This is a genomic window from Runella aurantiaca, assembly GCF_003339505.1.
GTDB classification, from domain to species: domain Bacteria; phylum Bacteroidota; class Bacteroidia; order Cytophagales; family Spirosomataceae; genus Runella; species Runella aurantiaca.
In genome coordinates this window covers 223,826-245,539 of the sequence record NZ_QPIW01000001.1, presented here as the reverse complement: position 1 = coordinate 245,539, position 21,714 = coordinate 223,826, and the positions used below count along the sequence as shown (strand labels likewise).

Below are 21,714 nucleotides of genomic sequence, written 5' to 3'. Positions count from 1 at the left end.
ATTCTTTGCGTTTATATTTTATCTCAATGGTAACAATTGAAGTAAAATGCAAAAAAAAAGGGAGTTGTAAAAGCTTCCCCCCAATAAATTATTAAACGGTGCATCACCTAGAAGTCAAATTCCAGCACTTCTTCGTCATTCAGTAAAAGCTTGGTCAGTTTGTCGTGTTTGCGCTCTGGCCCCTGAATCGCCCACGTCCCACTGATGGTATTACCAATCCGATTTTGCACCCCACGTTTGGCATCTAACCCCAATTCTTTAAAAAGGCTTTCGTAATTTTTCAACGTTTTTTGTTGATACTTACAAACGATACGATAGTTACGAAGTTGATTATGACGGTTTATGATGTCTTGAATCGGAACGAGTGCGTACAACACAAAAAGTACCAATATAGACGAAGCCAAGGCAATTTCATAATAACCGATGCCCACGCACATCCCCAACGCCGCCGTAGCCCAAGCCGTGGCGGCCGTTGTAATGCCCGAAACACGGTTACTCTCCCGGAAGATAATGCCGCCGCCGATAAAGCCGATGCCCGTCACAATGTTGGAGGCTATCCGCCCCGCATCCCCACCCAATTTGGTTGAAATGACCGTAAAAAGCGTCGAACCAATGGCAATCAACATCATTGTTCGCAGCCCCGCCGATTTGCTATGGTATTCACGTTCTAGCCCAATCAGCGCGCCTAACCCCGCCGCAATTAATAGTCTTATAATATCTTCTGTAAAAAGAAAGCTCATTTTTATCCGAGGTTGTCCCTCATAATCAGTTATTTACTCCTTAAATCATTATCAACTTCAATCTATTGATTCATTAATTCTTCAATTTCCTCGGCTTCAATGGGTATGTGTGCCATCAGGTCAACGTTTCCGTCGGCAGTAATCAAAATATTGTTTTCGAGCCGAATCCCCAATCCCTCCTCTTTGATATAAATACCGGGTTCACACGTAAAAACCATGCCGGGGGCAAAAGCACGGTAGCGACTCCCCACATCGTGAACATCCAACCCCAACAAATGGGACGTCCCGTGCATAAAATATTTTTTGTACGCTGGCCAATCGGGATCCTGTTTTTCAATGTCCTGTTTGGTCAACAACCCCAAGCCCAACAACTCACTTTCCATGATTTTGGCCACTTCAGCCTGATACGCATCGGGGATTGTACCCGTCACGAGCATCCCCCGCGCGGCTTTCATTACCCGCAATACCGCATCGTATACCTCCCGCTGACGCGGCGTAAAACGACCATTAACGGGAATGGAACGCGTCAAGTCGGCATTGTAATTGGCGTACTCGGCCGCTACATCCAACAGCAAAATATCTCCCGCTTGGCACTGTCGATTGTTTTCAATGTAATGCAGCACGCACGCATTTTTTCCCGACGCAATGATGGGACTGTACGCAAAGCCTTTGGAACGCTTTCGGGTAAATTCGTGAATAAACTCGGCCTCAATCTCGTACTCCCACACCTCAGGTTTGACAAAATTCAAGACCCTTAAAAACCCATCGCGGGTAATGTCAATGGCTTTTTGAAGTTGATTAATCTCCTGCGGTTGCTTCACAGCGCGCAAATAATAGGTCAGCGGTGCCAACCGTTCCAATCGGTGCAAAGGGTATCTTTCCTTAAAATCTCGAATGTAGCGCGCATCCCGCGTTTGGACTTGCGCGTCGCCTCGGGCGTGCTCATTGGTGTTGAGGTACACATTGTCGGCCTCAAAAATCAACTGACTAAATATCAATTCAAACTGATGAGTCCAATAAATCCGCTGAATACCCGACACTTGCGTTGCCTGTGCTTTGGTCAGTTTTTCACCTTCCCACACTGCAATAAGCTCATTTGTTTCGCGCAAAAAAAGCAATTCTCGAAATTTAGGATCGGGATGATCGGGAAATAATACCAGAAGGGTTTCTTCTTGATCAATTCCTGACAGATAAAACAAATCGGAATTTTGCTTAAAACCCATGGTTCCGTCGGCATTGGTCGGCATGGGGTCATTGGCATTCAGTATCACCAAGCTCTTGGGCTTCAACAGCTTATAAAGAAGTTGGCGATTTTGAATGTATAGCTGAACATCTATCGGTTCGTAACGCATTCTTTTATAGCTTATTTCCTCTGTGCCCCTCCGTTTCTCTGCGGTTAAACTTCTTGAAACCACGGAGAAATGGAGGGGCACAGAGGATAAAATTTAACACCTTAACCCTTCAATTTCGGCGATTGTTTTGGGAATGGGCTCACCAATCAATTTTGCACCGTCGGCCGTAATCACGTAATTGTCCTCAATCCGCACCCCGCCAAAATCAAAATAGGATTTCAGCTTATCGTACTTGATGAACTCTTTAAATTTTCCTTGGCTTTCCCACAATTGAATCAGTTCTGGAATAAAATACGTACCTGGTTCAATCGTCAACGCAAATCCCACCTCTAGTTCTTTGGCCAATCGTAAAGACTTCAAACCGAGCAAATTGCTGCGTTCTAGTCCCTCACGGTAACCTATATAGTTTTCGCCCAGATTCTCCATATCATGAACATCCATCCCAATCATGTGCCCAACGCCATGGGGCATAAAAAGGGCCGGAACGCCCAACGCCACCATTTCGTCCACATCTCCTTCGAGCAAACCAAGGTTTTTTAAACCCTCAGTCACCGTCCGCCACGAAATCAAATGACAATCAAGGTACTTCACACCCGGACGCAACGCATTGATAACGTTCATGTTGGCGTCCAGTACAATCTGATAAATTTCTTTTTGTTTTTCGGTAAATGTTTTGTCAACGGGCCACGTACGCGTAATGTCTCCTGCGTAATAAGTGGCCGTTTCGGCTCCAAAATCCCCCAATACAAGTCGGCCACTTTCGAGGCGATTGCCATGATAATGATTGTGGAGCGTTTGCCCATCTACCGACAAAATAATGGGGTACGCCAAGTCCCCGCCCCCACTCCGCGCCGTGCCATGAACCGTGCCCACTACTTCGTATTCGTATTTGCCCATGCGGGTAGCGCGAATCGCATTTAGGTGCATCTGCCCCGAAATATTGACGGCTTTATCCATTTCAATGATTTCATGATCCGTTTTATACGAACGTTGGTTGATGACCGCCATAATAAACGCCATTGACGCTTTTTGAGGAATTTCGGCCAGTGACCAGCCCGTCCAGTGATGAAGTTTCAGGGTATGCTCAGGGCGATAGGGCGGCAGAAAATGCACGGCCCGGCCCGCGCTAAGCGCCCCCTTGAGGGTGGCTTCAAGGGCAGATTTCGGAAGCGTTTTGGCCACGCCTACCCGCCCTGCCTGTTCTTGTAAAGTAGGCTGCGGCCCCGCCCAAATCACATCATCCATCGTAATTTCATCCCCCACAATCCATTCCTCGCCCGAGTCAGCGTCGATAATGGCCGCCAGTCCTACTTTATCCAGTCCAAAGTAGTACAGAAAAGTGCTGTCTTGTCGAAAATGATAGGTATTATCGGTATAATTCATTCCCGATTCTTCATTTCCTAAAAATAATAAAAGACCGTTGGAAACCTGATTTTTGAGTTTAGCGCGGCGCGAAGCGTAGGTATTTGTTGAAAACATTTGTATTCTTTTATGAAAAATTTGTGAACTTTGTGTGATTTTTTAGCAATTTTAGGGAATCATACGTTTTCTTAACTTACTTAAGATGAAAAAAATTGGAACGACGATAGCGGCGGTGGCGATGCTGTCTTTTTCATTCGGCTGTTTGGCGCAGACAAAATACTGGATTTTTCTGAAAGATAAAAATACGACCGATGCGCCAGCAATTTCACCAAAAACGCTGCAAAATCGTCTCCAACAAGGGCTTTCTTTATTTGATGAAACGGATTTGCCCGTAAAGAAAGAATATCTGCAACAGCTACAAACAACTGACTGTCAACCAATAAACACTTCCCGATGGTTTAATGCCGTTTCGGCTCGCCTTACTGCTGAGCAATTGCAAGCCGTTCAGTCGCTTCCTTTTGTCAGTAAAGTCCAACCCATCAACGGCCAATTTTACATTGCCCAAACCCAGCCCAATCGCCGCTCTGCGATGGCACCCGTCATGACGCAGGTACAAGCCGACGAATTTAAAAAAGCGGGTTTGAACGGAAAAGGAATCACCATCGGCGTCATTGACGCGGGATTTCTGGAAGCTCCCACCAATAATCTCCTAAAACACATTTTTGACCGCAAAGCCATCTTGGATAAACGTGACTATGTTAACCCACCGTTAACGTATTCTGATAAATTTTACACCACCGCCGAAACCTTCTCTGACTTTCACGGAACAGAAGTGATGAGCGCTATTTCGGGGGCCAATCGCTCCGAAAGCGCACAAAACGGCTTAGCGACCGAATCACAGTTTTACCTTGCCCGCACCGACCACGGAACCCGCGAATTTCGCGGCGAGGAAGACAATTGGGTAGCCGCAATGGAGTGGATGGACAGCCTTGGCGTACGTTTGATTAATACCTCATTGGGCTACGCCCAAGGGTTTACCGACCCCAACGAGAATTATCAAATCAACCAAATGGATGGCAAAACGAGCATCATCAGTCAAGCAGCGCAATTGGCGGCCGACAAAAAAGGTATCTTGGTAATTGTATCCGCTGGCAATGAAGGCGACGACCCAAGCTGGCGCATCATTTCCACTCCCGCCGACGCGCAAGGTGTGTTGGCCATCGGCGCTACCAATCAGCGGTATTGGAACCGCATCGGTTACAGCAGCATCGGTCCTGAGTTTTTGCCTTATCTAAAGCCCAATGTTTCCTGCTTTTCGTTATACGGCACGTCATTGTCAGCACCCGTTATTACGGGCTTTGCGGCGTGTTTGATGCAGGCCAATCCAACATTGACCAACAAACAACTCATCAATCTCATTGAGAAATCGGCCCATTTGTATCCCTACGGAAATAATTTTGTCGGTTACGGAGTCCCGTTGGCTTCTCGGGCATTGGCGTTGCTCCAAAATCCCGCCGAATCTGGCACCACTTACGCGCGGGAAATAAAAGCATCTGGCACATCGCACACCCTCAAACTGCCCGGAACCAGTGATATGATTTCTGTTTTCCACAAAAAGAGTTCAATGCACGTACTTACGCAGGAGGTAGTACGCCTCCGCGATGGCCAACTGACGATTCAACGGCAGGAAGGTGAAACTCACACCACCATTGACCTAAAAAGCGAAGTTATTGAGGTGGTTTGGGAATAATTCGTCTGGTTTATAACGTACAAAATCCCTCTTTCGGCAGTCTTACCGAAAGAGGGATTTTTAGTTTTTGCGATACTTGAGCCTAATCTTTCGACAAAGTAAACATCGGACGGTCGGTTCTTGACCATTCACTCCACGAACCCACGTAGAGTTTAGGAATCTCCATTTCAGCGTAGGCCAGGGCAAGCAACGTATGACAGGCGGTCACGCCCGAACCGCAATGAACGATGACATGTTGGGTATCTCTTCCATTCAAGGCTTCTGTGTATTTTTCTTTCAGTTCGGCAGGTGAAAGAAAAAATCCATTCGCATCCAAATTGCTCGTAAAAGGAATATTGGCCGCACCTGGAATGTGCCCCGCAATCAAATCAATGGGTTCAACTTTTCCGTCAAAACGGTCTTTATCGCGCACATCAATCACCAGATATTCAGCATCATTGGCTACTTTTTCCACTTCGTTGATGTCCGACAACGGCAACATCCATTGCAGTGTTTCATAGGTTTTTTCGGGAATAGCAGGCGTTTCTTCTCCTGAACTGACGGGAAAACCAGCGTTTAATGCAGCATCCAACCCGCCGTCGAGCACTTGTACATTTTCGTGGCCGATGGCTTTTAGCATCCACCAAAAACGAGCGGCGGCATTTCCCCCGTTTTTGTCATCGTACACTACAACGTGCGTGTCGGGCCCGATGCCAAGTTGGGTCAACACCTGCGCAAATTGTGTAAGGTCGGGCAATGGATGACGGCCTCCGTTTGAGGCATCTGCTGGCACATTGGCCAATTGTTTTTCTAAATCAACAAACAATGCTCCCTCTAAATGGCTGGTGGCGTATCTATCTTTTGCCCCCGCCCCCGCCCGGGCGTCCACAATAAGCGGTCTTTTTCCTTGCGCTGACGCGACCAATTCGGATGGCTTACTAATCGGAGATAACTTTTGTGGCATATCGTTCAGACGTTTGGGTTAATTCATAATGTAAACGCAAGTTAGGTACTGACTTTTGAATAAAAAAGAGGCCATTTAGGGTTAAAGTGTATTTTTTTAGGCTTGCGCAATTCACACAAGCTCCCCAACTTACTCCTTCGGAGGCTTAAAACTTTTTTCTTATTTTCAGTTCGCGGTGAGAATCAGCTCATTTTACGCTTTTGAAATAAACCTTCATCCAACATATGAGCCACCTACTGAATCGCCGTCGTTTTTTAAAACAAAGCAGTGCCGCCGCCCTCAGCCTTCCATTTCTGACGGGTTTTACGCGTAAAGTAGCCCCCAGCGACCGACTGCGGGTAGCTCACATCGGATTGGGTGGCATGGGAACGCAACACCTGAAATGGTTTGCGGGGTTGCCAGAAGTAGAAGTAGCGGCGCTGTGCGACTTGGACGAAACGCATTTAGCCGCCGCTCAAAAAACCTTATTGGGTTTACAACCCGACACAAAAGTCCAATTATACAGCGATTTTCGTCGAATTTTAGAACGCAAAGACATTGACGCTATCACCTGCGCAACGCCCGACCATTGGCACGCCCAAGTAGCGATATTGGCGTTTGAAGCGGGAAAAGATGTGTACGGCGAGAAACCCCTGTCGTACAGCGTGCGTGAAGGACAAAAAATGCTTAAATCGCTCAAACGCCACGACCGAATTTTTCAGTTAGGCACCCAAATCCACGCGGGTGACAACTACCACCGCGTCGTTGAAATCATTCGTTCTGGTGCCATTGGCAATGTTCATACCGTGCGACTTTGGAAACCCGGAGCGCCGCCCGTACTTGGACCAGCCAACTATCAAGAACCACCCTCTACGCTCAATTGGGATTTCTGGCTCGGGCCAGCCCCTTATTCAAAATACACGCCTGAGCGGTGTCATTTCAATTATCGCTATTTTCTGGATTATTCAGGAGGGGTGTATCAGGATTTTTGGAGTCACATTGCCGATGTGGTCTGGTGGGCCATCAATCCCCAAAATCTTACTACCGTCAGCGCCAAAGGAGAAGTTGGGGAGGGCATTGGCAACACTCCCAAATGGATTGATGTTGATTATCAGTTCGACAATCTCAAAATTCACTGGACTACTACGCCGCCCAACGTGCTGGGAGCAGCCAATCGGGGCATTGGTGCTTATTTTGAAGGGGAGAAAGGCACACTTCTGTGTGATTATAATACCCGCGAAATTAACATCGGCGGAATGCTCATGAACGATGTTGAAACCGTTCCCCTCAGCATTCAGCGGTCACCTGGGCATCAACAAAATTTTGTAAACGCGGTCAAGACCCGTACGCAGCCCGAATCAAACCTTGAATACGCCCGTCAAATGACACTACCTATGCACCTTGGACTTATTTCGTGGCGTCTGGGGCGGGAGTTACACTGGAACGCAAAAAAGGAAAAATTCCGTCATGACGGCGAAGCCAATGATTTATTGTCACGCGACTATCGAAAAGGCTGGGACTGGATATAAAATAAGCCAAGTTATAGGCGTGTCAGAAATGAAGGAAGCCGAATTGGAAAGAGAAAAATCTAGGAGAGAAAACGGAAGATTTGATATAATGCAAAAGCCGCTGGTAGACCAACGGCTTTTTTCTTTTTTATGCAATTATAGTTAAAACGACGAAGCAAATAAAAAAGTTTAGCCCTTGAAAAATAATCGAATAGTTTTTCATAAAATTGCGAAAACTTGATTCAACTCAAATTTTTGACAAAAAATCACGGAAAATGCTCCAACAAACCATTTACGAAGTGCGCATCACCTACATCGGTTCGCTCAATAATTTACGCCAGCGCGAACCGTTTGTTACCTATTTTTCAAATCTGAAGAAAACCATTGAAAATATATCGTCGCAATTAGCCCTTAATGGTTGGCCGCTCAAAATCAATTATTCAGCGGTATATCGGAGTTTGCATGCCAAAGGAAAATACACCTGCGATTTCGACGTGGCGGGACATAAAGTATTCAAAATAACCATTACGCCCTATACATTAAACCCCACACTGACTACCTTGGGCATCGACGAAATGCCCACCGTAAAATCAAGTTAAATGGTTAAGAAACCACGGGCGTCAATCCCATTTTCTGGCCTTCTTCGAGCATAAATGCGTAGGCCGGCTCGAAAACATTGGGGATAATCCCATCCAAAATCGCTTCCCGAACCGCCGTTTTAATGACGCCCACTTCAGCAGAAGGTTTCAGCCCAAAGGCTTCCATGATAACCTCTCCCGTGATGACGGGCTGAAAATTTCGTATTTGGTCGCGGGCTTCGAGGTCGTAGAGTTTTTGTTCAACTTTGTCGAAATTCGACAGATGTTTTTTGACTTTTTCGGGATTTTTGGAAGTTATATCGGCCCGGCAAAGGGTCATCAACGCCTCCAAATCGGCGCCGGCATCAAACAATAACCGCCGCAATGCGGAATCAGAAATAGTCTCTTTCGACAGCGCGATGGGCCGGAGGTGAAGCCGAACGAGTTTTTGAACAAAACGCATGTTTTCGTTCATCGGCAGTTTCATTTGACGAAAAATACGCGGCGTAAAGCGTGCACCCAAATCTTCGTGACCGTGGAAGGTCCAGCCCACTTTTTTATCAAAACGCTTGGTGGCGGGCTTGGCAATATCGTGCATGATGGCCGCCCAACGCAGCCACAGGTCGTCGGTATGTTTGGAAATATTATCCAATACCTGTAATGTATGATAAAAATTATCTTTATGGCCTTTTCCGTCCTGATACTCAGCCCCTTGCAATTCTACAAATTCAGGAAAAATTCGCTTTAAAATACCTGCTTGGTGCAACAGTTTGAACCCATAGGAAGGCACTGCCGACAAAATGATTTTATTAAGTTCGTCGTTGATTCTCTCTTTGGAAATAATATCAATACGCTCGGCAGTTTTAACCAAACCATCAAAGGTATCGGGTTCAATGTCAAAATTCAGCTGAGTCGCAAAACGCACCGCCCGCATCATGCGTAACGGGTCGTCAGAGAAGGTAATTTCGGGGTCAAGCGGTGTGCGAATGAGTTTTCTGCGTAAGTCATTGATGCCGTTGAAGGGGTCAATCAACTCGCCATAGTTGTCAGCATTCAGGCTGATACCCATGGCATTGATGGTAAAATCCCGTCGATTTTGGTCGTCGTGCAGGGTACCGTCCTCCACTATTGGTTTGCGGGATTCTGTACGGTAAGATTCGCGCCGCGCACCCACAAATTCAATGTCTAAATCATCCACCCGTAACTGTGCAGTACCAAAATTCTTATACACATTCACGTGTACGCCAAGCTTTTTGGCAACCGCCTCCGCCAATGCTATACCACTCCCGATTGATACAATGTCGATGTCTTTGGAAGGACGCTTTAAAATCAAATCACGTACGTAACCTCCTATCACATAGGCGTCTACTCCAAGGTCATTGGCAGATTGAGCGACAACGTTAAAAATAGAATGTTTATCTAAGACTTCACTAAAATTCATTCTTCCAAACTTTATAAGCTGCAAAGGTAGCATTTGTCGAACAACAAATTTGCTATTTATACCCATCGTTCACAAACTTTCGACCTGTAATGTGTGTTGCATTAAGTGCAAAGCAGACTATTAAGTAAAATGGAAGAAATCATCAACCGCGTTGCCAAAAGCGGCCTCGTTACGTTAGATTTAGAAGATTATTACCACCTTGGAGAGCGTGTACTGTACGACTTGAAAGAGAATCTCTTCATGGGAATGATTCTGAAAGAAAAGGACTTTCGAGAATTTTTGAAGAGCCACGATTGGGCGCAATACAAGGGTCAAAACGTGGCCATCACCTGTACAGAAGATGCCATCATCCCCACGTGGGCATATATGTTGCTGGCCTTACATCTGGAGCCTCACGCCAACTCGGTGGTTTTTGGAAACCTGAATGACTTAGAAGAAAAGCTTTATTTTGATGCCATCAGCCAAATCAATCCAGAAGACTATCGGGATGCCCGCGTCGTGGTAAAAGGGTGCAGCAAACACCCCGTACCCACGGCGGCGTACGTCGAAATAACCCGCAAATTACAGCCTGTGGCCCAAACACTTATGTTTGGCGAGCCATGCAGCACGGTGCCCCTTTATAAGCGGCCAAAAAATACGCAAGAAGCGGTCAATGCTTAGCCATAAAAAGGTCAGAAAGGCGTTTTTACGACAAATTTTCTGACCTTTTTTATCCAAAAACGTACTGAGAGGCCAGCATCGCCTGTGCCAGTTGTTGCTCGTCGATGGTAATTTTTGCTTCTAACTGATTCAACTCGCTCACGACTAACTCAGTAGCCAAATTTCCCACCAGTTTATCCTCGGCCAACGGGCAACCTCCAAAGCCTCGAACGGCACAATCAATGCGCCTAACGCCCGTTTTGTAGGCAGCTCTTACTTTCTTGGCCACGTGGCTCGATTTAGCGTGAAGATGCGCGCCAAATTCAACATTTGGAAATTTTTTGAGCAAATGTCCGTACAACGTTTTAATGTCATCGGTGGTACTCGTTCCGATGGTGTCCGAAGGGGCGATGATGTTGATACCCATACCCACCAAGCGCTCCGAAAATTGCTCCACCAGCTCGGGGCTGTATGGGTCGCCGTAATGATTGCCGAACCCCATCGAAAGATACACGACCAATTGTTTTTTGGTGTTCAAACACAGGTTTTGAATTTCGCTCACTTCCTCAAACGCTTGCGCAATGGTCTTGTTGGTATTTTTGAGTTGAAAGGTTTCAGAGATCGATAATGGAAAACCTAAATACGTAATCTGCTCAAATACAGCCGCATCCTGCGCCCCTCTTAGATTGGCGACGATGGCAAGCAACTTGGTTTTTGTAGCAGACATATCCAATTTTTCGACGACCTCCGCCGTATCGCGCATCTGCGGAATCGCTTTGGGTGAAACAAAACTGCCAAAATCAAGCGTGTCGAAACCTACCTGCAACAGACGATTTAAGTAATTTATTTTTGTTTCCGTGGGAACAAAATCGGTCAGCCCCTGCATGGCATCCCGTGGACATTCGATGAGTTTCACAGTGTATTGGTAAGTAATGAAAAAATTCAATCAAGGTGTAAAAGCATTTTAGCCTCCGCTGACGGGCGGAATGAGCACGATTTCGTCGTTGGAATGCAACAAGGTCGAATCGTCGGCGTATTCGGTATTGATGGCTACCCGTAGAGACGATAACTTCTGAAAATCAGGAAATTGAGCAATCAAAAACTGCTTCAAATCGGCCACGGTTGCTGAGTCAGACAACTGTACAGACAATTCGAGCTGACCGATTATTTCTTTGGCAATCCCGAAGGACAGTATTTTTAGATTCATTTGGACTAACTAAAATTTGTATAGTTTCTCAACATTTATCCTTTTAAAAACATTCATCGCAACTGCTCCACCACCCGTTTGAGGCTCTCTAAATTGTGGGCGGGCGCGTGCAAATCCAAATGCGGTAGCACCGCTTTAAGCGCCTTCACTTCGGGGCGATAATCAGGTGAACCCGCCAGCGGATTGAGCCAAATAACGCGGCGAGCTTTCCGACGAATACGCTCCATATTCAACGCCAAATCGTCGCCTTCGCCCGTATCCATGCCGTCGCTGATGATGAGCACAATGGTACGAGAATTAAGCTTACGCATGGCGTATTCTTGTACAAACTCGCGCAAAACGGCTCCAATATCAGTCCCCCCCGACCAATGCGGCACGCGTTCAGTCAGATTTTCGAGGGCCTTGGTGTACTCCATTTCCTTTAAATCTTCGGTGATACGGCACAAGCGCGTACTAAACACGAAGGTCTCGATGGATTGGTACAAATTTTGAAACGCAAACATAAACTGCACCCAAAAACGGCTGTAAAGTTCCATGGATTTGCTTACGTCGCAGAGAAGTACCAACCGAATTTTATTGCGGGCAGGACGGCGGTAAAATAAATCAATGATTTCATCCCCTTTCCGAAAGTTGTTGCGCAGTACGCGCCGCAAATCCAACTGCCCACCGCTGCGAGCCGCTTCGTAGCGACGGCTCATGGTTTTGGCCATTCGCTGCACCAACGTCCGGATGATTTTCCGCGCTTCGTACAAATCTTCGTCGGTGTACGAACCAAAATCTTTTTGCGAAAGCGGCTCGCCCAAGCTATACGAGGCCAGCTCCTCCTGCTCGGGCTGACGGTTGCCAGTGAGCCAGTTTTTCAGAGCTTCAAACGACGCTTCACCGTTTTGGTTATTTTTCTTTTTTTTCGATTTGCTCTCTTCGGCGTCTTCTTTTATTTTGGAATCAACGGCTTTGGCGAGTTCTTTCCAATACTTTACATACAACTCGTCAAACTCCCGAAGTTGTTTGCGGTTTTGGGGATAAATACTGCGCAATGCCAGATAAAACTGCACTTCGTCGCCCACGTTGATTTCGGCCAGTGCTTTGAGCGCATCCGCCTCGCGGTCGGGCCCCACGGGAATACCCCTCGCCCGCAAAAAACGGCTAAAGGCCACGATGTGTCCAGAAAGAGAAGTTTGGCGGGCAATAAGGTTATCTCTCATAAATCCACTTGAAAATGTCCTTAGGCAAGTCTTCAAAACGGCCTTCTGTTAAGGCAGGATTCAGTTGATAGGTAATCACATTTTCGGCGTTTTCAAGGTCTTCGCCGAAGAGTTCCCGTTCAAGCGATGACGTGTATTGTTTTTTTACCTGAATTAGCTTACAATCAGTGGGTTTACCCCAACGGTCATTATCGGCCAATACCAGCTGAATCTTGCGCCAATCATCATAAAAATACTCCTGCAACAACGGAATAATCTGGTCTCGCATGGCCTTGCAAAGTTGCTCAAATGTATCAATGTTCATCAAATACGCGTGCCCAATGACGTGGTCACGGTCGTGCAAAAATTCGATGCGTTCGTTGAGCGTGCGCAACAGTCGCCCCAAATCAGTCGTTTCAATAACCCTGCCTTCGAGGAGCGTTTCGTTGGGTTGACGCTCGGCAAAATGAAAGCGTCGGCGCAGGGCCGTATCCAACAGGGCAATGGAACGGTCGGCGGAGTTCATTGTGCCCAAAATGTATAGGTTGGGCGGCACTCCAAAACGCTCCTGCGAATACGGCAACGTGACCCACAGCTCATTTTCTGCCCCCAACCGCTTAGATGGCTCAATGAGCGTGATGAGCTCGCCTAGCACCTTAGAGATATTGGCACGGTTGATTTCATCAATGACCATAAAAACAGGTTCGGCGCGGTCAAATCTCGCTTTTCGGGTTTCGGCCGCATCCGTGATACAACCTTCAAAACTTTGGTAATCGGCTTTTCTGAGCGCCTCCAAACAGGCCTCATAAAACACCCCTTTCCGTACCCGATAGCTGATTTTGTCACCGATGGTCTCGGGGCGAATTCCCTCCACAAACTCCTCATAACTAAAGGATTGATGGAAGGTGATAAATTTGTGTGAATACACTCGACAAAGCTGCTGAACCTCGTAGGTTTTGCCCGTTCCGGGTGGGCCATACAAAACGTAATTAAGGGGAATTTGAGGTTTTTCAACGGGTACATTATACACTTCTTCCGAGTCTTTAAGCGTTGTTTTTCCAGCCGTAATCTCATATCTTTTTTCCGCTAATCCCAACACTTCTGCGTTAAAGGCATCGTCTTCGGCAGCATGATAAACCGCATTATTGTGCAACTCGCGGTGGTTGGTCGATGTCGCAATATGCTTTAAATCCTGCAACGAATCAATCCAGTACTGCACAATACTTTCGTTTTGCCACAAATGCTTATCGGCATATTTAATCACACCCAGTGTATAATCGGAAGTGCTTTTATCCTTAAAAACAATCTTACTATTCATCAACGGAACTTTATTCAAAAGCTCTTTTTTAAACAATAGCCCCACACAAACATTTTCCTTTTTCCCAGAAATCTGCAAACAGGTGTGGTTGTTTAGATTTGCCCTAATTCGGAGGTCTCTTTCACTGATTGTAAAAGCAATCTGAGACGAGTTGGGGGGTAAGTCCAAACTGTCAATCATCTCTTTCAACAACTTAAAAAAACGCCGTATTGCGTCGTATTGATTGATACGACGAATCTGCTTTACCAAAATATCACGCTCGGTGATTATACTGTTCATAATATTAAATCTACTTCCTGAACTTCTCATTCCTCTGCAAATTACAAAACTCCCGTAATTTTGCAGTAAATGCCGCCCAAACACCCAATAACTTTACGCTAGTCAAAGGTAAAATCGGTTTTTATGGCACTAATTTACGTTTTTGGGGATATAACTTATCCTTTTAAAAAGCGTTTAAGTTAGAGAGTAACCCAGTTGCACGTCATTCTTTTGCCATCAATCCCATCCCCGTAAAACATGCCCATTCGATTTCTGTTCTTTTGTCTTTTTCCGCTCGTTTCTTGCGCTCAAACTTTTTCGTATGGCCGATTTGTTGCCCGCAATCACGCCATTGTCTGGACCGAGAAATTTGAAATTAAAGACATGGATGAGCCTATCATCGTTGATGCCGTCAAAGAGCAATTGGGTGAGAAGGAGTACGTTCGTTTTGATACCCTTCAACAACACGAAATTGTGAGCGGATGGCTCATCAATCCTCCCGCTACGACCATTGCCAAAGCCCGATTTAGAGTTGATATTTTGTACGAAGGATACGTAGTGGCCGTCAGCGAAATCGTTGAATCAGCTTCAAATGCTGAAACGCCCCTCGAAAGCTGTCTGTTAAAAAGCGACGGAAGTTTTATCAAAAATATCCCCAAACGAGCTGAAACGTTAGATAACCTTTTGATAAAGCTGTTTGAAATAAAGCAGTGATTCTTCTTTCTCTACATAATTTAAAGAAAGTAATCAATAGGCTGGAAGTCTATCTAAACACTTATGTCTCATTGATTTTAACGAAGCCTAGTTATACCCATTCCCCGGCGAAAAATTCCTAGATAAACCCTTCAATACCAGATTATTTACAATAGTTTTTTTTCTAAAAAAATAGTAATTTTAGTTACACTAAAACCCTACTTAAAATGAAAAAGACATTTATAACGCTGGCTCTGGCAGGGATGTCTATCCACGCGAATGCGCAATCTTCACTCATTCAACCTCAACAATCCATTTTTCTATCAACCACCGTCGGAGGGACCGCATTGACGGGACAAAACAATGCCACCACAGGCGCCTCCACAGGAATCAAAGGAGTCGCAATTTCTACTAGTCACGGCTCAGGAGCAACTGGGGGTGCCAGCGGTGTTTTGGGAATGATTACCCCTACCACCGCGCCAGGCGGCTATTCTGCGGGTGTAAGAGGCTTAAACAACGGGACTGGAGGTACTGGGATTGGAGTCATCGGTTATCAGGCAGGAAGCGGCTGGGGAGTGTATGGAGAAACCCCTTCGGGATTCGGCGTTTATGGTATTACGACGAACAATGCTGCGATTTCAGTGGGGGTTAGAGGAGAAACATTCAGTGCAAATGGTATGGGAGTAGAAGCTAAGTATTCCGGCACGGGTGTAGGCGTTGCCCTAGAAGTAGATAATGGTGCCATAAGGGTTTCGGGCACAAACAAGGCCGCTTTTATCCATACGGCAACCGTCGCTAATAAATTATCGTCCAATGGCACCGATGTTGACCATCCGATGTGTAACGGAGATGCTAATTGTTTTTTATTTGTTACTCAGAAATTAAATCCTTCTGGCATTATTTATAACAATGCATCAATCGGAGTGTATTACAATACAATTCGTAACAAATGGGAAATTTTCAATGAGAACAATGCAGCAATACCCACCAATGCGCAATTCAATGTATTGGTAATCAAACAATAATAGCATTAAACAACCCTCTATATTTTATGCTGAAGCCCAACCTACTTTTGCCAATTTTCTGTTATTTTTGTAAGCATCTTAAATGACTTTTGTAATCTCAACTTATTGCGTATTCGTAATTATTGACTGTTTTGTTTTTCTGCCTTTCTCTTAAACTGTAAGGTTATGCTGTTAGCTTTGATCTTTACCGCCTTAGCAATATGCTTGATTTTTGGAGAATGGCCAGGCCCTCACCGCTTTGACGTATATTCAGAAACCGAATCCCATCAAGAAGCAGAAGTATACATCGAGCGTAAAAGCCGTCTTAGAACCGTTGACACTAACGGAACGTCTGCATTTATGACGGATGACTTAGCGGTGTACTTTTTAAAGCCAGCCCCTGAGGAGATTGAAAAGACCCGCGAGGGTTGGCTTAGAAGCCTTTCGCTTCGCCACGAAAAAGGCGAATTGACCGACAGTGAATTTAGCGAGGAAATCAATAGATGTTTGGACCAAACAGCCTCAAAACCCTAAAAAAACAAGTGAGGTTTGGGCCTAAAAACTACCTATCAATCCAATAGATTTCAATTTACTTCTTTGCCCTCAACGCATAACCGTTACTCTCAAGAATGTAGCGGGTATAGAAGTAGTATCATTCGAAGCGTTTTTGTTTTGACTGTTGAACAAAACTTCTAACTCCTGCTGCAACTCCAACGCTTTTCCATTCTTCTCGGCGGCTTCAAAAGCGTTCATGGTTGGACCATAGTAGTTTTTGAACACGTTTACAAATTCAGCAGGGGTATAAGGAGCGTTAAAAGTAAAAGTATCTTTCAGGAAGGATATATTTTCTTTTGCCACACCCGCATTCCCAAAACGCTCAATCACATGATTTTCTAGCCCCCACAGCATAGGGCTGACAAAACCCTCGGGCGGTGGGGGCGTATAGGCAGAACTAATTTTCAGTATCTGCGCTACCAAAGTAGGATCTCCTGGTATCCAGTTTCCCATCACTATTCTTCCGCCAGGGCGCGTAACACGCACCATTTCCTTGGCTACATCAAATGGCTTTGGGGCAAACATTGCCCCAAATATACTTACGACCAGGTCAAAAGTACCGTCCTTAATTTCGTGCAAATCACTGGCATCCCCTTCCTGAAAGGTACAATTTGTAAGGCCTTGGTTTTTGGCCCGAATGTTTCCCGCCTCAACAAGGTTTCGTGCTATGTCTACCCCCAAAACATTCGCGCCGAGTTTTGCTTCGGGAATCGCGGTGGTGCCATCCCCACAACCAAGATCAAGAACGTTGAGCCCCTTGGAGATTTCCAGATTAGCGACCAATGCTTCACCGCTTTCACGCATAGTTGCAGCAATTCGCGTGAAATCACCCTTTTCCCATAATGCCTTGTTTGGATTCATCCTATTGTGTTTTTAGAAGCGTAAATTATAAATTTGATTGTTTAACCTACTAAAACGCGATTTGCTTGAATCAAAGCAGCGCCCCGTCTTCGTTCAAATAGACAGTTGTAAAACAACATTTTTCATCTACTTTTTTTTCTTCACCGAAGTCGGGTGATGCAGTAACGTCTAAGTTAAGGGATGAAGGGGACACCCCCAAGTAGGGTATAAACAAACTTAGTTAACGGTTGAAAGCCAACCTAGCTAACAGTGATGCTATTCTTTGAAATATCCAACCTGACCAAAACCAGGTGAAGGCTTTGATATTTTTGATACAATTCAGCTAAAACGTGGAAGTACAGAGGCAGGGATTTTAAAGATTTGCTGACATCGGAACTAACAAAATGCAAAAAACCGCTTTACGTTGCCGTAAAGCGGTTTTTTCTGTGACGAAGAGGAGACTCGAACTCCTACAGGCTTACGCCCACTACCACCTCAAAGTAGCGTGTCTACCAATTCCACCACTTCGCCATTTCCCTTGTTTGGGGTTGCAAAAGTAGTTGTATGAAAATTAATTCGCAAGTTTTAAGCCAAAGAAATTAACTTTTCTATTGCCAATTTAATGTTTTCGCGTACTTCCATAATATTTGCATCCATCATATAGCAGGGAGCCGTAATGATTTTCAGGTCTTTATCCACCGCTACCTCGCGCACCGACGCCATTTCGGCTACCTGACCGATGGACGACATTCCCGCCGAAATCGCGGCAATGTCGTACGGAGATGCTTCTTCGGTTGTCCCAACACTCAGGTGGGCATGAATTTCGGTCCCTTCCAGCGCCTTGGCAATCGTGGTTGGGCTCATGCACAAACCCACGATGGGTTTGCCCTGACGCACCAAAGCCACAATTAACGTTTTGACCGACTCCAAGATTGGGCCTGACGGGCCTTCAAAAGCCCATTTAGTGATGTTTTTGGCCGTACCAAATCCGCCAGGCATGACCAACCCATCCAACTCACTAGCATTAACATCTACAATGTCTTTGATATTTCCGCGTGCAATACGGGCCGATTCAATCAGCACATTACGGGTTTCGGGCATTTCTTGCCCAGTCATGTGGTTCAAAACATGATACTGATTTACATTGGGGGCAAAACATACTGCCTCTGCTCCAACTTCTGCAATCGCTAAAAGTGCAAAGACGGATTCATGGATTTCGGAACCGTCAAAAACGCCGTTTCCGTGCAAAAGAACACCAATTTTTTTCATTTCATCACATGGATTTTACGTTCAAATATAGGAGAAGTAATCAATTATTTCCTAGCATAAAAGGCTAAATCAACGAGAGTAGGAAACATGGTGTATCTTTTTAGTGCAATTGGGATAAAAAATAAATATATTGGGATAAAAAATAAAGCAAATAGTCAAAATAACGTAGTTAGGTGTAATGATTATGTCGCTTTTGGAATAAAATAGATGTTTTGAAAAGGATGACACGTATCATCCTTTTCCTGTGAATAAGCAAACCGAATAGGACAACTCAAGGCATTTTTGGAGTTGAAATGTGGGCTGTTTATAGCATTATTAAGTGAAAAGAAGCCAAGTTCGTACAACCATGAAGCCCCCTACCTTGATGCCTGTTACTTTACGCGCTTTTCAACACCCTCTTTTTCTCCTTATAAGCCTTATAATGGGCGTGGGGCTCTTCTGGTCTATCACCCTATTTAACGACTACCGAAGCGGTGCTTCTTCGCTTTTTCAAGGTGGAATTGGCAACTACTTAAAAGTGACATTATTCTTCAACGCCCTGTTTGAAGTCGTGTCTTTCCTGATTTTTATGCAAGTAGCCCCGAGGTATCTTCGTCTGTTCAAAATCACGCACATCAAACTCAACCTTAAAAGTGTGTTGATGTACGAGCTCCTCTTTCTGCCCTGCATTTTAGGCTCTATTGTTATTTTCAGCCCCCTCACCAATGGAATTAGGTATTTATTCCTTTTCTACCCTCATTACTCGTGGGAAACGTATTTTCCAACCTATTTTTTTCAGCAGAATATGTTTATGACGTATTTAAACGTTTTACTACCTTTTGCATATATATACCTGAATTCCAACCTATTGCTGGACTACAATGCGTGGAAGGACAAGAACCTTCAACACACAGACACCCCTGACCAGCCTCTGCAACTGTACATCAAAGCCATTGAAGCCTGGGACGATTTGGGAGAGACCATTCTGTCGTTACAGGACATTATTTATATTGAAGTAGAGTCCAATAACTACTTTGCGTATACAAAAGGCCGAACCTATAACATTCGCAAAAATTTGTCTGAATTGGAAGCCGAACTTAACCCTCAACAGTTTTATCGCATCAATCGCTCGGTGATTTTAAACTTGAGTTTTCTAAAAACCTACACATTTTTAAAAAATGATAAATACATCGTAAGACTTAATGATAGCAAAACGGAGTTTGTGATGCAACGGGCAAGGGTCAAAGAACTCAAAAAGCGCCTAAACGTGTCTAACCCTACATCCTGAAAAAAACCTCGCTAGAGAATGGTTTGTCATTTTTAAGTATTTTTAAAAACTTGCCGTAAATTCGCCCCGATTTCTCTTTTCAAACTACACCTGATACAATGCACTATCTTAAACTTACGTTGGCAATCTTGTGCACAACTACCTTATTTGCCCAAACCAAAAAATCAACTTCATCCCCCGAAAAGCTCGCCCGTCCTAAACTCGTGGTGGGCGTAGTGGTAGACCAAATGCGCTACGACTATTGGTACCGTTATTTTGATAAATACGGCGAAGGCGGTTTTAAGCGCCTCTTACGCGAAGGATTCAACTGCCGCAACCACCATTATCATTATGCCCTTACCGTAACCGCCGCTGGCCATGCCTCGGTGTATACAGGCTCTACGCCCGCCATTCACGGTATCGTAGGCAATGACTGGTACGACCAAAAACTAGGCAAAGGAATGTATTGCGTAGCCGACAGCACCGTTCAATCCGTCGGTACAAGCAACTCGGCGGGCAAAATGTCTCCCAAGAATTTATTGGTCAGCACCATCACCGACCAACTCCGCATCGGCAACAATTTCCAAGGAAAAACCATCGGCGTTGCCATCAAAGACCGGGGCGCGATTCTTCCCGCGGGCCATACCGCCAACGGCGCTTATTGGTTTGACAGCCGCACTGGCAACTGGATTACGAGCACGTTTTACATGAATGATTTGCCACAGTGGGTCAAAGATTATAACGCCAGAAAACGTCCATCAGAACTGATGAAGCAAAACTGGAATACGCTGCTGCCCATCGAACAATACACCGAAAGTACCGCCGACGACAAACCCTACGAAGCAAAAATCGCCGGTGCCAAAAAACCCGTTTTTCCTTACGATTTGGCTGGAATAGCTGGCGACGCCTACGGTATTCTGGCAAGTACGCCGCACGGCAACACCATCACCAAAGAAATTGCGCTTGAAGCCCTCAAAAACGAAAACCTCGGCAAAGGAACGGCCACGGATTTTTTAGCCGTTAGCTTTTCTACCCCCGACTACGTAGGTCATGCTTTCGGCCCTAACTCGGTAGAAGAGCAGGATATTTATCTGCGCCTCGACCGCGACATTGCTGAAATCCTGACCGCACTTGACAAGCAGGTGGGCAAAGGCAACTACCTGTTTTTCATTTCGGCCGACCACGCCGTGATGGATGTGGTAGAACTCTGGAAACAAAACCGCCTGCCCGCAGGTCGCCTCAACATTGGGCAAATGGTAGCCGCCGCCAAGGCCGCATTGAAAGAGAAATTTGGCGAAGGCGATTTTATTACCATCTCCGAAAATTACCAAATCTACCTCAACCACGCCACCTTGGAAGCCAAGAAGCTGGAGGTAGCAGATGTCTGCAAAGTGATTCGTAAAAGACTCCTTGATTTTGACGGAATTGCCGATGTAATCAATTTGCATGATTTAGGTAATGCCAATATCAATGATTATTTGCTCACTTTATACAAAAACGGCACGCACGTAAAGCGCAGCGGCGACATTCAGATGGTTATTGAACCGGGCTGGATGTCGGGCTCATCGACCGCTACCCACGGGGCACCGTACAATTATGACACGCACATTCCGTTGTTGTTTTATGGCTGGGGAATTAAGCCCGGAGAAACCTTTGGGCGGACTTCAGTAGCCGACACCTCCCCAACATTGGCGGCATTACTTAAAATTTTAGAGCCCAGCGGAAACATCGGAAAAGTGATTGAAGATGTCATGAAAAAATAAATCTTCTGACAATCAATTACATCAAATTCCTCCAAAATAGGTTGCTGAATTTAGTTACAGGATATTTTGTTAAAAATTTGACAAC

At 45.4% G+C, this 21,714-nt stretch carries 20 protein-coding genes and 1 tRNA gene; 9 read left to right on the top strand and 12 right to left on the bottom strand.

Annotation, left to right across the window (positions count from 1 at the left end):
* Positions 1-107 precede the first annotated feature (107 nt).
* From DVG78_RS01110 to DVG78_RS01100, 3 genes are all read right to left on the bottom strand, one after another.
* On the bottom strand, positions 108-740 hold the full coding sequence (locus tag DVG78_RS01110) for an MgtC/SapB family protein (protein ID WP_114459227.1): 633 nt from the start codon (positions 738-740) through the stop codon (positions 108-110).
* Between the two features lie 62 nt (positions 741-802).
* A complete protein-coding gene (locus tag DVG78_RS01105; protein WP_114459226.1) occupies positions 803-2,092 on the bottom strand; it encodes an aminopeptidase P family protein in 1,290 nt (429 codons plus the stop codon).
* A 93-nt stretch (positions 2,093-2,185) separates the two neighbouring features.
* Complete coding sequence (locus tag DVG78_RS01100; RefSeq protein WP_114459225.1) at positions 2,186-3,571, bottom strand: aminopeptidase P family protein; 1,386 nt, start codon at positions 3,569-3,571, stop codon at positions 2,186-2,188.
* An 85-nt stretch (positions 3,572-3,656) separates the two neighbouring features.
* On the opposite strand from DVG78_RS01100, the gene DVG78_RS01095 reads away from it, so the two are divergent.
* The gene (locus DVG78_RS01095; RefSeq protein ID WP_114459224.1) at positions 3,657-5,204 is read left to right on the top strand and encodes a S8 family serine peptidase; all 1,548 of its coding nucleotides are present in this window, start codon (positions 3,657-3,659) and stop codon (positions 5,202-5,204) included.
* Positions 5,205-5,286: 82 nt separating this feature from the next.
* Here the strand turns inward: DVG78_RS01095 and DVG78_RS01090 are convergent, their stop codons facing one another.
* The gene (locus DVG78_RS01090) at positions 5,287-6,147 is read right to left on the bottom strand and encodes a sulfurtransferase (protein ID WP_114459223.1); all 861 of its coding nucleotides are present in this window, start codon (positions 6,145-6,147) and stop codon (positions 5,287-5,289) included.
* A gap of 224 nt (positions 6,148-6,371) precedes the next feature.
* Between DVG78_RS01090 and DVG78_RS01085 the strand changes: the two genes are divergently transcribed.
* Together DVG78_RS01085 and DVG78_RS01080 are read left to right on the top strand one after the other, a co-directional pair.
* Entirely contained in the window at positions 6,372-7,655 is a 1,284-nt protein-coding gene (locus DVG78_RS01085) for a Gfo/Idh/MocA family protein (RefSeq protein ID WP_114459222.1), read from the top strand.
* A 254-nt stretch (positions 7,656-7,909) separates the two neighbouring features.
* Entirely contained in the window at positions 7,910-8,233 is a 324-nt protein-coding gene (locus tag DVG78_RS01080; RefSeq protein WP_114459599.1) for a hypothetical protein, read from the top strand.
* 4 nt (positions 8,234-8,237) lie between these two features.
* On the opposite strand, the gene DVG78_RS01075 is transcribed toward DVG78_RS01080, so the two are convergent.
* A complete protein-coding gene (locus DVG78_RS01075) occupies positions 8,238-9,653 on the bottom strand; it encodes a CCA tRNA nucleotidyltransferase (protein ID WP_114459221.1) in 1,416 nt (471 codons plus the stop codon).
* Positions 9,654-9,782: 129 nt separating this feature from the next.
* On the opposite strand from DVG78_RS01075, the gene DVG78_RS01070 reads away from it, so the two are divergent.
* Positions 9,783-10,313, top strand: a complete 531-nt coding sequence (locus DVG78_RS01070; protein WP_114459220.1) for a DUF2480 family protein — start codon at positions 9,783-9,785, stop codon at positions 10,311-10,313.
* 49 nt (positions 10,314-10,362) lie between these two features.
* Here DVG78_RS01070 and DVG78_RS01065 read toward each other — a convergent pair whose 3' ends face one another.
* From DVG78_RS01065 to DVG78_RS01050, 4 genes are read right to left on the bottom strand one after another with little or no spacing between them, the layout of a single operon-like run.
* On the bottom strand, positions 10,363-11,208 hold the full coding sequence (locus DVG78_RS01065) for a hydroxymethylglutaryl-CoA lyase-like TIM-barrel protein (protein ID WP_114459598.1): 846 nt from the start codon (positions 11,206-11,208) through the stop codon (positions 10,363-10,365).
* 48 nt (positions 11,209-11,256) lie between these two features.
* Positions 11,257-11,499 (bottom strand): MoaD/ThiS family protein, encoded by a 243-nt coding sequence (locus tag DVG78_RS01060; protein ID WP_114459219.1) that lies wholly within the window; start codon positions 11,497-11,499, stop codon positions 11,257-11,259.
* 53 nt (positions 11,500-11,552) lie between these two features.
* A complete protein-coding gene (locus DVG78_RS01055; RefSeq protein ID WP_114459218.1) occupies positions 11,553-12,704 on the bottom strand; it encodes a vWA domain-containing protein in 1,152 nt (383 codons plus the stop codon).
* A complete protein-coding gene (locus DVG78_RS01050) occupies positions 12,694-14,280 on the bottom strand; it encodes an McrB family protein (RefSeq protein WP_229598092.1) in 1,587 nt (528 codons plus the stop codon). Before DVG78_RS01050 ends, DVG78_RS01055 begins: the two co-directional genes overlap by 11 nt.
* A 237-nt stretch (positions 14,281-14,517) precedes the next feature.
* Here DVG78_RS01050 and DVG78_RS01045 point away from each other — a divergent pair, with 237 nt between their 5' ends.
* The 3 genes from DVG78_RS01045 (at position 14,518) to DVG78_RS01035 (ending at position 16,490) form a co-directional block, all read left to right on the top strand.
* A complete protein-coding gene (locus tag DVG78_RS01045) occupies positions 14,518-14,973 on the top strand; it encodes a hypothetical protein (RefSeq protein ID WP_114459217.1) in 456 nt (151 codons plus the stop codon).
* Between the two features lie 206 nt (positions 14,974-15,179).
* Positions 15,180-15,977, top strand: a complete 798-nt coding sequence (locus tag DVG78_RS01040) for a DUF7452 domain-containing protein (RefSeq protein ID WP_114459216.1) — start codon at positions 15,180-15,182, stop codon at positions 15,975-15,977.
* 165 nt (positions 15,978-16,142) lie between these two features.
* On the top strand, positions 16,143-16,490 hold the full coding sequence (locus DVG78_RS01035; protein WP_114459215.1) for a hypothetical protein: 348 nt from the start codon (positions 16,143-16,145) through the stop codon (positions 16,488-16,490).
* Between the two features lie 69 nt (positions 16,491-16,559).
* Here DVG78_RS01035 and DVG78_RS01030 read toward each other — a convergent pair whose 3' ends face one another.
* The 3 genes from DVG78_RS01030 to elbB form a co-directional block, all read right to left on the bottom strand.
* Positions 16,560-17,372 (bottom strand): class I SAM-dependent methyltransferase, encoded by an 813-nt coding sequence (locus tag DVG78_RS01030; RefSeq protein WP_114459214.1) that lies wholly within the window; start codon positions 17,370-17,372, stop codon positions 16,560-16,562.
* A gap of 426 nt (positions 17,373-17,798) precedes the next feature.
* Positions 17,799-17,882: transfer RNA gene (locus DVG78_RS01025), tRNA-Leu, on the bottom strand.
* A gap of 54 nt (positions 17,883-17,936) precedes the next feature.
* Positions 17,937-18,620, bottom strand: coding sequence for an isoprenoid biosynthesis glyoxalase ElbB (gene elbB, locus DVG78_RS01020; RefSeq protein WP_114459213.1), 684 nt, complete (start codon positions 18,618-18,620; stop codon positions 17,937-17,939).
* Positions 18,621-18,966: 346 nt separating this feature from the next.
* Here elbB and DVG78_RS01015 point away from each other — a divergent pair, with 346 nt between their 5' ends.
* Positions 18,967-19,887, top strand: a complete 921-nt coding sequence (locus DVG78_RS01015) for a LytTR family DNA-binding domain-containing protein (protein WP_114459212.1) — start codon at positions 18,967-18,969, stop codon at positions 19,885-19,887.
* Positions 19,888-19,985: 98 nt separating this feature from the next.
* A complete protein-coding gene (gene pafA, locus DVG78_RS01010) occupies positions 19,986-21,629 on the top strand; it encodes an alkaline phosphatase PafA (protein ID WP_114459211.1) in 1,644 nt (547 codons plus the stop codon).
* Positions 21,630-21,714 lie beyond the last annotated feature (85 nt).

What these genes read in the sequence shown, in the direction of transcription:
- DVG78_RS01110 (WP_114459227.1), bottom strand. Translation starts at nt 740, where the DNA reads ATGAGCTTTCTTTTTACAGAAGATATTATAAGACTATTAATTGCGGCG.
- DVG78_RS01105 (WP_114459226.1), bottom strand. Translation starts at nt 2,092, where the DNA reads ATGCGTTACGAACCGATAGATGTTCAGCTATACATTCAAAATCGCCAA.
- DVG78_RS01100 (WP_114459225.1), bottom strand. Translation starts at nt 3,571, where the DNA reads ATGTTTTCAACAAATACCTACGCTTCGCGCCGCGCTAAACTCAAAAAT.
- DVG78_RS01095 (WP_114459224.1), top strand. Translation starts at nt 3,657, where the DNA reads ATGAAAAAAATTGGAACGACGATAGCGGCGGTGGCGATGCTGTCTTTT.
- DVG78_RS01090 (WP_114459223.1), bottom strand. Translation starts at nt 6,147, where the DNA reads ATGCCACAAAAGTTATCTCCGATTAGTAAGCCATCCGAATTGGTCGCG.
- DVG78_RS01085 (WP_114459222.1), top strand. Translation starts at nt 6,372, where the DNA reads ATGAGCCACCTACTGAATCGCCGTCGTTTTTTAAAACAAAGCAGTGCC.
- DVG78_RS01080 (WP_114459599.1), top strand. Translation starts at nt 7,910, where the DNA reads ATGCTCCAACAAACCATTTACGAAGTGCGCATCACCTACATCGGTTCG.
- DVG78_RS01075 (WP_114459221.1), bottom strand. Translation starts at nt 9,653, where the DNA reads ATGAATTTTAGTGAAGTCTTAGATAAACATTCTATTTTTAACGTTGTC.
- DVG78_RS01070 (WP_114459220.1), top strand. Translation starts at nt 9,783, where the DNA reads ATGGAAGAAATCATCAACCGCGTTGCCAAAAGCGGCCTCGTTACGTTA.
- DVG78_RS01060 (WP_114459219.1), bottom strand. Translation starts at nt 11,499, where the DNA reads ATGAATCTAAAAATACTGTCCTTCGGGATTGCCAAAGAAATAATCGGT.
- DVG78_RS01055 (WP_114459218.1), bottom strand. Translation starts at nt 12,704, where the DNA reads ATGAGAGATAACCTTATTGCCCGCCAAACTTCTCTTTCTGGACACATC.
- DVG78_RS01050 (WP_229598092.1), bottom strand. Translation starts at nt 14,280, where the DNA reads ATGAACAGTATAATCACCGAGCGTGATATTTTGGTAAAGCAGATTCGT.
- DVG78_RS01045 (WP_114459217.1), top strand. Translation starts at nt 14,518, where the DNA reads ATGCCCATTCGATTTCTGTTCTTTTGTCTTTTTCCGCTCGTTTCTTGC.
- DVG78_RS01040 (WP_114459216.1), top strand. Translation starts at nt 15,180, where the DNA reads ATGAAAAAGACATTTATAACGCTGGCTCTGGCAGGGATGTCTATCCAC.
- DVG78_RS01035 (WP_114459215.1), top strand. Translation starts at nt 16,143, where the DNA reads ATGCTGTTAGCTTTGATCTTTACCGCCTTAGCAATATGCTTGATTTTT.
- DVG78_RS01030 (WP_114459214.1), bottom strand. Translation starts at nt 17,372, where the DNA reads ATGAATCCAAACAAGGCATTATGGGAAAAGGGTGATTTCACGCGAATT.
- elbB (WP_114459213.1), bottom strand. Translation starts at nt 18,620, where the DNA reads ATGAAAAAAATTGGTGTTCTTTTGCACGGAAACGGCGTTTTTGACGGT.
- DVG78_RS01015 (WP_114459212.1), top strand. Translation starts at nt 18,967, where the DNA reads ATGAAGCCCCCTACCTTGATGCCTGTTACTTTACGCGCTTTTCAACAC.
- pafA (WP_114459211.1), top strand. Translation starts at nt 19,986, where the DNA reads ATGCACTATCTTAAACTTACGTTGGCAATCTTGTGCACAACTACCTTA.